Origin of the sequence: Methylohalomonas lacus (genome assembly GCF_024808875.1) — a bacterium.
Classification (GTDB): domain Bacteria; phylum Pseudomonadota; class Gammaproteobacteria; order Methylohalomonadales; family Methylohalomonadaceae; genus Methylohalomonas; species Methylohalomonas lacus.
The window spans coordinates 1-10,994 of the sequence record NZ_JANUCT010000030.1 but is presented as its reverse complement, the minus strand read 5'-3'; the positions used below and the strand labels follow the sequence as shown (position 1 = coordinate 10,994).

Here is a 10,994-nt window from a genome sequence, read left to right as displayed (position 1 = left end):
GCATGGTCGCCTCAACTCACTGTTTTGTCGGAAAAACAATGATAACAGGCACCATGCCCATCCTTAATTAAACCGCAAAGATCAACAGGCCCTAGCCACAACTTGCCGTGCCCGGCCCATGCGGGCCGGGCCGGATCCCTGGACAGTCGCCGCGGCCAGCGGCTAACCTGTGTGATCTTGCCATCGTTGCAGTTAGCACAGGAACCGCCATGAGCGACACCATTTTCGCCAAAATCATCAATCGCGAAATCCCCGCGGACATCGTCTACGAGGACGAACGCTGCCTGGCGTTTCGCGACGTCAATCCGCAGGCGCCGGTGCATATCCTGGTCATCCCCAAAGCGCCGATCGTCAAACTCTCTGATGCCGAGAGCAACCAGCAGGAGTTACTCGGCTACCTGCTCATGACCCTGAAAAATATCGCCGCCGAACAGGAACTCGAGGATTACCGCGTCGTCATCAACAACGGCGCCGGTGCCGGGCAGAGTGTGTTCCACCTGCATCTGCATCTGCTCGCCGGACGCGCCTTCGACTGGCCACCGGGCTGACCGCCCGCAGCCATGGAAAAACCGGCGATATTACGCTAAGGTACTGATTTTTCCCCGCTAGAATTGTGATAAGAACCATGACGTATCAAACCGACGATCTGCGCATTGACTCGATTCGGCCGGTGTCGCCGCCGGCTGAGGTCTGCGACGAGATTCCGATTACCGACAAGGCGGCCGACACGACACTGAAGACCCGCCGTGCCATACACGACATTCTTAACGGCGACGACGAGCGCCTACTGGTCATCGCCGGTCCCTGCTCGATCCACGATCCGGCGGTGGCCAAGGAATACGCCACGCGCCTGAAACCGTTAATCGACAAGTACAGCGACGATCTGCTGATCGTCATGCGCGTGTATTTCGAAAAGCCGCGTACCACGGTCGGCTGGAAAGGCCTGATCAATGATCCGAACCTCGACGGCAGCTTCGAGATTAACAAGGGTCTACGCGTCGCGCGCCAGTTGCTGCTGGACCTGAACGACATGGGCGTGGCCGCCGGCACCGAATACCTGGATCTGGTGACGCCGCAGTATGTCACCGATCTGATCAGCTGGGGTGCGATTGGCGCACGCACAACCGAAAGCCAGGTGCACCGCGAACTGGCCTCGGGCCTGTCCTGCCCGGTCGGTTTCAAGAACGGCACCGACGGCACCATCAAGGTCGCCATCGACGCGATCGGTGCAGCATCGCAGCCGCATCATTTCCTGTCACTGACGAAAGACGGCACCTCGGCGATCTTCGCCACCAGCGGCAACCCGGACTGTCATATCATCCTGCGCGGCGGCAGCGGCGCACCGAACTATGACGCCGAGAGTATCGAGAAGGCCGCCAGCGATCTGACCAAGGCGAAACTGCCGGCCAACATCATGGTCGACTTCAGTCACGCCAACAGCCAGAAACAGCATGACAGGCAGCTGGAAGTCGGTCGCGACGTCGCCAACCAGCTCAGCCACGGTGAAAAGCGCATCATGGGTGTGATGATCGAGAGCAACCTGGTTGCCGGTCGTCAGGACGTCGTGCCAGGCCAGGATCTGGTCTACGGCCAGAGCATCACCGACGCCTGCATCAGCTGGGAACAGACCGAGCCGTTACTCGACCTGCTTGCCAATGCCGCGCACCAGCGCCGCGTCGCCGGCAAGAATCCGCAACCGGAAACGGAGCGGGTTTGACTGGTGACTGGTGACTGGTGACTAAAACTAGCGTGATCCGGCGTCATTTTTTGTCAAGGTGCCGGATCATTCGCGCAGCAAGCTGCGCTCCTACAGGTGTTGGGGTTTGGCAATCTCCAATAACTCACCACCTGTAGGAGCCGAATTTATTCGGCGAAACATACACCGAAGAATTCGCCGATTGCTAGCCGTTTCCACAGACGTCAGGACCCGCCAATCACGAATCACCAGTTACCAGTCACCAATCAACGCTTCGCCATTTCCTCGATCCCCTGCCGGCGCCGGCGTGTCTTGTAGAACGCCGTCAGCAGTAACACCAGAACATATAAAACCGCAGCGGTGATGACCATGGTCGCACCCGCCGGCAGGTCCGGCGTGTAGGACAGCCACAGCCCGGTCGAGCAGATCAGCCCGCCGAAGATCATCGCCAGACCCATGATCTTGAGCAGCGATCGCGAGAACTGCATGGCCGTCGCTGCCGGCAGGGTCAGCAACGCCATGACCAGGATGAGTCCCACCACCTTGACCAGCAGCACCACGGTCAGCGCCACCATGATCAACAGCAATACATGCAATAGCTCGACGCGTACGCCGCGCACGCGGGCAAACTCCTCGTCGAAACAGATCGCCAGCAACTGCTTGTAGTACAGCGCCGTCACCAGCAGGATGACACCGTCGAGGATCGCCATCAGAATCAGATCAGCCTCGGTCACCAGCAGGATATTGCCAAACAGATAGCCAAGCAGGTCAACGCTGTAGCCCGGCGTGCTGGAGATGAAGACGATGCCGATGGCGATGCCGAGTGACCACAGTGCCGCCACGAGGGTGTCCTCATACTGCTTGAAACGGCGGTTGATGATCGCGATCACCAGTGCAGCAATCACCGCTGCCGGCAACGCCCCGTACAATGGCGCACCACCGAAAAAATAGACGATGCCCATGCCGGCAAGCACGGCATGGGCGATACCGCCGGCAAGAAAACTGATGCGGCGCACGACCACGAACGCGCCGATAATGCCGCAACCAATACTGGCCAGCAGACCGGCGAGCAAGGCATGTTGCAGAAATGAATGTGCGGCCAGCGCACCGAAGAATTCAGTCATGGTGATGGTTATGATTAATGAGGTGCATGGGTGCACCGTAGAGCTGTTCGATCAGCTTGCCATCCAGCTGCGCGGTCTGGTGACAGACCAGTTGCCGGTTCAGGCAGGCGACGCGTGAAACATAGGTCGAGATAAAGGCGATATCGTGCGAGACGACAACGATCGTCATGTGCGCATTGTATTCCTTGAGCAATGCGAAGATATCCTCCTCCGCGCGCATATCGATATTTGCGGTGGGCTCGTCCAGCAGCAGGACTTCCGGTTCGCATACCAGGGCACGGGCAATCAAAACGCGCTGTAGCTGGCCGCCTGACAGTTCCTGCAGACCACGCCGACGCAGGTCCTCGATCTCGACCGTTGCCAGCGCCGCGCGCGCGCGTTCATGATCATCACGGCTGAAGCGCCCGTAGCTGCCTGACAGGCCGAGCCGGCCGAGCATGACCGTCTCCTCGACGCTGATGGGAAAGTCACGGCCGAAAGCGGCGTGCTGCGGTACGTAGCCGAGCCGACCGCGGGCGCTGGCGGGGCTGTCGCCGAACACCCGGATCGTGCCGCGATCCGGCTGCAGCAATCCCAGGATCAGTTTCAGCAACGTACTCTTGCCGCCGGCGTTCGGTCCGATCAGGCCGAGAAACTCGCCACGTTGAATGTCCAGCGTAATGTCTTCCAGCACCGGCCGATCGTCGTAGGCATAGCTGACGTTGTCGATGTTGATTAGTGTCTGCGCATCACTTTGCATGGCATCCCTGTTCATATATGTCTATTCAGCGTCGCCGGCCAAGGACCGCGCCAGTCCGATAAGGCTGGCCGGATAGTCGTACGCCATCGGATCAGCCTCGACAATGCGGGCATCGATCGCATCGGCGACAAGCCGTGCTGCTGCCTGGCCGTACTGGCTCTGGGTAAAAACCGTTTTCAGATCGAGTTCGCGCCCGCGTTCGATCACCCGCACGAGGTGGCGGGCGTTCGGCTCGTGGCCGTCCTGCTCGATCGCCAGCTGCTCCAGATCATAGTTGGCCGCAAAGTAATCCCAGGCCGGGTGCTGCACCAGCATGACACTGTTGTTGTTGTCGGCCAGCAGTGCCCGTATCCGCTGATCGAGATCAGCAAGCCGTTGTTGCAGCTGCGTCAGATTGTCCGCGTATACCTCTTTGCCATCCGGGTCGATGCGTGTCAGTGCGCGCACCATGCAGGCGGCGATCGCACTGGCCTCGAGCGGGCTGGTCCATATGTGCGGATCGCTGTGCGCCTTGGCGTCGTGATCGTGATGATCGTGCTCGTGCGTGTCGGCGCCACAGTGAATGAACGTCATGTCGGCATTGATCGCGGCCAGCCGCTGCTGCCACATCGACTCGAACGGGATACCGATCGTGAAATACGCGTGCGCATCGGCCAGCGCCACCAGCTGACGTGCCGCCGGATCGTAATTGTGCGGGTTGGCGTTCGGTCCGAGCATGGTGCGTACCGTGAAGCGTTCACCGCCGAGCTGTTCCAGTAACCAAGCCTGTGGCGGAATACTGACGAACAGCGACAGGCGTTCGCTCGCCGGCAATGGTGACAGCCACAGCAAACAGCCCAGCAACAGCAACCCGCCACGCATGGCTAGCCCGTATTCCGGCAACCGCCGCACAGGCCACGAATCTCGATCGTCTCGTCATCGATCTGGAAACCGAGCGTGTGCGCCTTGCGCGTTAACAGGTGCGTAATTTCAGCGTCGTCGATCTCGGCGACGGCCCCACAACCACGGCAGATCAGAAACTGGCCATCGTGCGACTGCTGCGGCGCGCCGCAGCCGATGAAAGCATTCAACGACTCGATGCGATGTACCAGGCCCTCGGCCTGCAAAAACTCCAGCGCCCGATACACGGTCGGCGGCGCCGCACCACGATGTTCGGCGCGCAGCTTGTCGAGTACGTCGTAAGCCTTGACCGGCTCGTGACTCTGCCAGACCAGCTCCAGCACGCGCCGGCGCAGGGCGGTGAGCCGCAGGCCGCGCTGGGTACAAAGTGCCTCGGCCGCCGCTAGCGCCGTCTGCAAACAGTCGGCATGGGCGTGGCGCTCGTCCTGGAAGGGCGTGACCACCTGTTGGCGGTTGTTCGGTTCTTTACTCGACATGGCTCATCGATGACGCTTGGAAACAGGCTGCAAACAAGTTATGTTATATTATTACATATAATTGATGTGAATCCGAACCTGCCAATGAATGCCGCCGCCGGCCTGACGCGCCGCCCGCTACTGATGCGTGCCCTGCTGCTGCTGGTACTGCTGATGCAGTACGCCGCGGTCACGCACGCGGCCGCGCATCATCTGTTCGACACGCCGCTGCATGCCGAAACCGCCCAGTGCGACGGCTTCCACCTGCAGCAGTCCTGGGGCCAGCCGTCCGCACCCGCGGGCTGCGTATCAGACACCGCCCGCGGCGAACTCGCTGTAGTCGCGACTCTGGCGGTACCCCCGCGTTCACCGGCTGCCGCCTTCCAGCCGCGCGCGCCACCGCGTCTCTCCTGAACGGATCCTGACAAACACCCGAGTCACCACAGGCGCGCCGCAGATGGCGCGCCGTCCCGTTTTGCGGAGATAAAACCATGAAGTATTCAGCCCGATATGGCGCCGCCGTTTTCGGCGCGCTGACGCTGCTGCCCGTGATCACCACGGCGCAGGATAACAACGCTGACCACGACGCCGAGCATGCCCGGCTCGAAACCCTGACCATCACCTCGCGGCCGCCGGGCTCGCAGAGCCTGGAACACACGGCCCAGCCGGTAACGATCCTGTCCGGCGAGGCACTGGAACGCCACCAGAGCAACACCCTCGGCGAGACCCTCAACCACGAACCCGGCGTAACCGGCAGCCACTTCGGTGCCGGCGCCAGCCGGCCGGTCATCCGCGGTCTCGACGGGCCACGCGTGCGCGTCCTGCAGGACGGTATCGGCGCGCTCGACGTGTCCACGATCAGTGCCGATCACCAGGTCACGATCGAGCCGTTCCAGGCCGAGCAGATCGAGATCATGCGCGGCCCGGCGACATTGCTCTACGGCAGCGGTGCTTCCGGCGGCCTGGTCAACGTCGTCACCGGTCGCATCCCCGAATACGTACCGGACTTCGCGGCCGACGTCCTCGGCCAGTACGAATCGGCCAACAACGGCCGCACGCTGGGCGTAAAGGCACGCGGCGGCGGCGATCAGTTCGCCTTCCATTTTGACGGCCTGGAGCGCGACGCCCAGGACTACGAGGCCGAGATCGGCACCATCGACAACAGCTTCGTCGAGTCGAGCAATTACAACCTCGGCGGCTCGTTCGTCGGCAGCCGCGGATTCCTCGGCGTTGCCATCGGCCGTTACGAATCGACCTACGGCATTCCCACGGCCGAGGACGACGATCATGATGACGACCACGGGCACGGCCATGAAGACGTGTTCATCGATCAGGAGCAGGACCGCATCGATTTCGCCGGCCAGCTCGACCAGCCCCTGCCCGGCCTGCGCAGCATCAGTTTCCGCAGCGGCTACAACGACTACACGCATACCGAGTTCGAGGGCCCCGGCGAGGTCGGCACCGTGTTCGAGAACGAGGCCTGGGAAAGCCGGCTCGAGTTCAACCACGATCCGATTGGCCCGTTCACCGGCAGCTTCGGACTGCAGTATATCGACCGCGACTTCGCCGCTATCGGCGAGGAAGCGTTCGTGCCACCGGCCGAGCAGCAATCGATCGGCTTGTTCGTGTTCGAGGATACCGACTGGCGCGACTGGCATTTCGAGTTCGGTGGCCGTATCGAGCATCAGGACACCGAACCGGCCAACAGTGATGACATCTCTCACACCGTCTACAGCGTCTCCGGCGGCGCCCTGTATGAGTTCACGCCCGGCTACGCGGTCGGCCTGAACGCCAGCCGCGCCGAACGTGCGCCGGCACTGGAGGAACTGCTGTCGTTCGGTCCGCACCTGGCGACCGGCACCTTTGAGCGCGGCAACGCCGACCTGAAGGAAGAGACCTCGAACAACATCGACCTCAGCCTGCGCAAGACCGACGGCGGCCTCACCTGGCGGGTCAACCTGTTCGTCAACTACATCGAGGACTTCATCTACCTGCAGTCGCAGGACAGTGACGGCGACGGCCAGGCGGATTTCGTCGACGACGCCGGTGCCCCGGGCGACGAGCTGCTGCTGGTCGACTACAGCCAGGCCGATGCGCTGTTTTACGGCGCCGAGGCCGAGGTCATGTATGGCCTGTTCGACAACGCCAATGGCGCCCTGGACCTGCGCGTGTTCGCCGACTGGGTTCGCGGCCGGCTCGATGGCGGGCCACGCGACGGCGATAACCTGCCGCGCATTTCGCCGGCACGGCTCGGCTTCGCGTTCGACTACCACCGCGGCCCCTGGCAGGCGGATATCGAGAACATCTTCGTCTTCGAACAGGAGCGCGCGGCACCACTGGAGACCGAAACCGACGGCTACAGCATGCTGAATGCCGGCGTTGCCTATACGTTAAATCGGGCACCGGCGGAAACGCGATTGTTCCTGCGCGCCCGCAACCTGCTCGACGAGGATGCCCGCCGGCACAACTCGTTCCTGAAAGACGCCGCACCGCTGGTCGGCCGTTCTTTCCTGGTGGGACTGAATGCCCGCTTCTAGCAGCCCGCAATCCCCGCCCGGCCATGGCCGGGCGGGTCTTTTCCGGTCGGCACGGGTGGTATAATGGTGCTTTCCATCAAGCCCGTATCAACGCCGATGTCCACCGAACAGCTTCATTACGACGACCAGCTCGACGCCAAGGGACTGAACTGCCCGCTGCCCATTCTGAAGACCAAGGTCCTGCTCAATCGCATGGCAATCGGTCAGGTTCTCTACGTCGAGGCCACCGACCCGCACTCGGTCGTCGACTTCGAGGCTTACTGCGCGCGCACCGGCCACGAGCTGGTGCACAAGGTGGAAGACGATGAGGGCGTCTATGCGTTTTACATCCGCCGGGTCGAAAACGCCCGTCCCGCCTGACGCTGGCGCTTGCGCCCGGCGCACCCGGTTGGTCCGGTAACCAGCCTCGCGGCCTATACTGGGCTGTACTGTCACCGCTAAAGTCAGAGACAACGTTTCAGTATATGAAACAAGCCACCCGCAAAAATCACCCATTTGGGGTATAAGGACCCGGCCGATAACGCGTTACCATGATTTTTCATATCCGGCCACAAACCGAACACAAACATGCCTCTGGCGAAAATACTGGTCGTCGATGACGACCGCACGACCGCAACGGTCATCAGACTGCAGTTGATGAACCTGGGCTACCAGGTACCGGCACTGGCCAACACCGCTCCGCAGGCCATAGAAAGCGCCCGCGCTCATCTGCCCGATATCGTCCTGATGGATATTAACCTGGGCGATGGCCCCGATGGCATTGAGGCGGCGAAAACCATTCAGCAGGAATTGTCGATACCGGTCATCTACGTCACCGCACATGCCGACAACGATACCTTTCAACGCGCCAAGTGCAGCCAGCCGCTCGGTTATATCAACAAACCGCTACGCGAAAACGATCTGCGCACGACCCTGGAACTGGCGCTGCAACAGGTTCAGCAACGCCAGTTGCTCACTGCCGAACACGCGCTGTCCGAGGCACTGAACTACATTGCCACCGGCGTCGTGTTGCTGGATCAGCAACTGCAGATATCCTTTATCAACCAGATCGCGCGCGACATCATCAACAGCGATCTGCCGCTGCAGATCGATAATGGCCGGCTGGCCTGCGATACGGCCGGGCTGACCCTGGCGCTGCAGAAACTGGTGCTGTCGGAAGACGGCGGCTCGCTGCTCATCGGCGACGACAGCACCTACCCGTTGCAGATCCTGGTCACGCCGCTGGATGCGCGCACCAACAATTACAGCCAGGAACTACCGATCGCCATCGCCTTCCTGTTCAATCCGCTCAAGAACGTCGACCACATGATTGAAACCCTGCGCGACATGTATCAGCTGACCCGCGCCGAGGCGCGACTGGCCGCCGCGCTGGTGCAGGATCCGCGCCTGGAAAAGGCCTCGCAGGCGGTGCACATCAGTATCTCCACGGCGCGCACCCATCTGAAGCGCATCTTCACCAAGACCGGCACCAACAGCCAGCCGGCGCTGGTACATCGCATCGTGACCGGACCCACCGGGCTGCTGCTGCGCGTCGGCCGGGCCGACAGCGATCCCGATACCGAACAATAATCCCGGCGGCTTGAAGCCCGCACCCATCTCATCGATCATCGGCCCATGAACGAACCTATCGTAATTGAAATCGGCAATGTCCGGCTCACTGTCGAACCCGCCGACACGGCCACCGCACGCGCCATTGCCGCAGCCCTGCCACACCAGGCCAGCATCAGCACCTGGGGCGACGAAGTCTATTTTCCGCTGGCGCTGGAGTGTGAGCTGGAGACCGATGCCCGCGCGGTGGTCAGCGCCGGCGAGCTGGCCTACTGGCCGGCGGGCGGGGTTATTGCCATCGGCTTCGGGCCAACGCCGCTGTCGCAGGGTGATGAAATCCGCCTGGCGGCGCCGGTCAACATCTGGGGCCATGCACTGCTGGAGGACGTACACGCCCTGCGGGATGTGCCGGCCGGTAGTGCCGTGCGCATGGGCCCGGCTAGCGGCTTTCGGTAGCGACGATCTCGTAATCGTGGGTGATTTCGGCGGTCTTGCCCAGCATCAGCGAGGCCGAGCAGTATTTGTCCGCCGACAGGCTGATCGCCCGGGCCACGGCCTTTTCATCCAGACCGTCGCCGCTGACGATGAAATGCGCGTGAATGGCAGTGAACACCTTGGGATCCTGCTCGGCGCGGCTGGCACTGAGCTCGACCCGGCAGTCGCTCACCGGCTGGCGCGACTTGCGCAGAATATTGACAACGTCATAGGCGGTGCAGCCACCCATGCCGACCAGCAGCATTTCCATCGGCCGGGCGCCGAGATTGCGGCCACCGCCCTCGGGGGCGCCATCCATCACGACCTTGTGGCCACTGCCGGTCTGACCGATAAAGGCCGCACCGCCGGCCCAGCTGACTACCGTTTCCATGACTGCTTGCACTCCCGCGCGGAAAATTTAGAAACAGTCGAAAAGCCTATCATAGTTCGACAAGCTTCTGGGGCTCACATACACTAAGCGGTTGGGGAAGGTAGGGCCGCCCATTATCTGGTAGCCAATAACGATGACAACGATGAATTCACAGGTGCACGAAGACACAATTTCCCGCTTCCTGGAGCACTGCCACCAGCGGACATTCCCGCCCAAGCATGTGATCATCCGCGCCGGCGACCCGTCGCGCGACCTGTTTTACATCATCAGCGGCTCGGTCACCGTCCTCATCGAGGACGCCAAGGGCCACGAGATCGTGCTCGCCTATCTGAATCCGGGCGATTTCTTCGGCGAAATCGGCCTGTTCGACTCCAACAGCCGCAGCGCCTTCGTCCGCGCCCGCAACAAGTGCGAAATCGCCCAGATCAGCTACGAGCGCCTGAAAGCCCTGACGCCGCTGTTTCCGGACCTGCTCTATGCCATCGGCGCGCAGCTGGCCATGCGCCTGCGCAAGACCAGTCGCAAGGTCGGCGACCTGGCCTTCACCGACGTCAAGGGCCGCATCGCCCGCTCGCTGCTGGATCTGTGCCGCGAACCCGATGCCATGACCCATCCCGACGGCATGCAGATCCGCATCACCCGCCAGGAGCTCGGCCGGATTGTCGGCTGCTCGCGGGAAATGGTCGGCCGGGTACTCAAGGACCTGGAAGAAGACCACCTGATCTCCGTGTCCGGCAAGACCATCGTCGTCTTCGGCACCCGCTAGCACGGACGGAAACTTGACACGGCGCGGCCGAGTCCGGAAAATCCCGCTTCCTTTTACCATCCTGGCTATGTAGCTCAGCCGGTTAGAGCGCGGCACTCATAATGCCGAGGTCGGTGGTTCGAGCCCACCCATAGCCACCAGTCATATTCTGTAGGTTTTGGCGTTTGTTGAGAAATTCGCAGCATTTAGTGAAATAATTACAGTGATTCGTGAAACGTCATAACTTATTGAATGCCCACGTTTTTTAATCACCGTGCGCGAATATGGATGACTAGGGCCTGTTGATCTTTCACATGGGCAGCCACATGATTGCACAGGCCAACGCAATCATACTGGCATAGTTTCGCTGCAGTTTGTCATAGCG

At 61.5% G+C, this 10,994-nt stretch carries 13 protein-coding genes and 1 tRNA gene; 9 read left to right on the top strand and 5 right to left on the bottom strand.

What is annotated here, in order from left to right:
- Positions 1-209 precede the first annotated feature (209 nt).
- Positions 210-548, top strand: a complete 339-nt coding sequence (locus J2T55_RS13090) for a histidine triad nucleotide-binding protein (RefSeq protein ID WP_259057823.1) — start codon at positions 210-212, stop codon at positions 546-548.
- Between the two features lie 77 nt (positions 549-625).
- Complete coding sequence (aroG, locus tag J2T55_RS13085; RefSeq protein ID WP_259057822.1) at positions 626-1,717, top strand: 3-deoxy-7-phosphoheptulonate synthase AroG; 1,092 nt, start codon at positions 626-628, stop codon at positions 1,715-1,717.
- Between the two features lie 245 nt (positions 1,718-1,962).
- Here aroG and J2T55_RS13080 read toward each other — a convergent pair whose 3' ends face one another.
- The 4 genes from J2T55_RS13080 to J2T55_RS13065 are packed head-to-tail and all read right to left on the bottom strand — an operon-like array spanning position 1,963 to position 4,935.
- Positions 1,963-2,820, bottom strand: coding sequence for a metal ABC transporter permease (locus J2T55_RS13080; protein ID WP_259057820.1), 858 nt, complete (start codon positions 2,818-2,820; stop codon positions 1,963-1,965).
- Positions 2,813-3,559, bottom strand: a complete 747-nt coding sequence (locus J2T55_RS13075) for a metal ABC transporter ATP-binding protein (RefSeq protein ID WP_259057818.1) — start codon at positions 3,557-3,559, stop codon at positions 2,813-2,815. The genes J2T55_RS13080 and J2T55_RS13075 overlap by 8 nt, the downstream gene beginning before the upstream one ends.
- 21 nt (positions 3,560-3,580) lie before the next feature.
- The gene (locus J2T55_RS13070; protein ID WP_259057815.1) at positions 3,581-4,420 is read right to left on the bottom strand and encodes a metal ABC transporter solute-binding protein, Zn/Mn family; all 840 of its coding nucleotides are present in this window, start codon (positions 4,418-4,420) and stop codon (positions 3,581-3,583) included.
- A gap of 2 nt (positions 4,421-4,422) precedes the next feature.
- On the bottom strand, positions 4,423-4,935 hold the full coding sequence (locus tag J2T55_RS13065; RefSeq protein WP_259057812.1) for a Fur family transcriptional regulator: 513 nt from the start codon (positions 4,933-4,935) through the stop codon (positions 4,423-4,425).
- 66 nt (positions 4,936-5,001) lie between these two features.
- Between J2T55_RS13065 and J2T55_RS13060 the strand changes: the two genes are divergently transcribed.
- The 5 genes from J2T55_RS13060 to J2T55_RS13040 all read left to right on the top strand — a co-directional run bounded on the left by J2T55_RS13060 (position 5,002) and on the right by J2T55_RS13040 (position 9,455).
- Complete coding sequence (locus J2T55_RS13060) at positions 5,002-5,328, top strand: hypothetical protein (protein WP_259057811.1); 327 nt, start codon at positions 5,002-5,004, stop codon at positions 5,326-5,328.
- A gap of 77 nt (positions 5,329-5,405) precedes the next feature.
- Positions 5,406-7,451, top strand: coding sequence for a TonB-dependent receptor (locus tag J2T55_RS13055; RefSeq protein ID WP_259057809.1), 2,046 nt, complete (start codon positions 5,406-5,408; stop codon positions 7,449-7,451).
- A gap of 63 nt (positions 7,452-7,514) precedes the next feature.
- Positions 7,515-7,811, top strand: coding sequence for a sulfurtransferase TusA family protein (locus J2T55_RS13050; protein ID WP_259057807.1), 297 nt, complete (start codon positions 7,515-7,517; stop codon positions 7,809-7,811).
- 207 nt (positions 7,812-8,018) lie between these two features.
- Positions 8,019-9,020: a response regulator gene (locus tag J2T55_RS13045; protein WP_259057805.1), complete on the top strand. Its 1,002-nt coding sequence runs from the start codon at positions 8,019-8,021 to the stop codon at positions 9,018-9,020.
- Between the two features lie 45 nt (positions 9,021-9,065).
- Entirely contained in the window at positions 9,066-9,455 is a 390-nt protein-coding gene (locus tag J2T55_RS13040; RefSeq protein WP_259057804.1) for a cyclophilin-like fold protein, read from the top strand.
- Here J2T55_RS13040 and J2T55_RS13035 read toward each other — a convergent pair.
- A complete protein-coding gene (locus tag J2T55_RS13035; RefSeq protein ID WP_259057802.1) occupies positions 9,439-9,864 on the bottom strand; it encodes an OsmC family protein in 426 nt (141 codons plus the stop codon). The two genes, J2T55_RS13040 and J2T55_RS13035, sit on opposite strands and share 17 nt — an antisense overlap.
- Before the next feature lie 133 nt (positions 9,865-9,997).
- Here J2T55_RS13035 and crp point away from each other — a divergent pair, with 133 nt between their 5' ends.
- Positions 9,998-10,630, top strand: coding sequence for a cAMP-activated global transcriptional regulator CRP (gene crp, locus J2T55_RS13030; protein WP_259057800.1), 633 nt, complete (start codon positions 9,998-10,000; stop codon positions 10,628-10,630).
- Between the two features lie 63 nt (positions 10,631-10,693).
- Positions 10,694-10,770, top strand: a tRNA-Met gene (locus tag J2T55_RS13025).
- Positions 10,771-10,994: the final 224 nt, after the last annotated feature.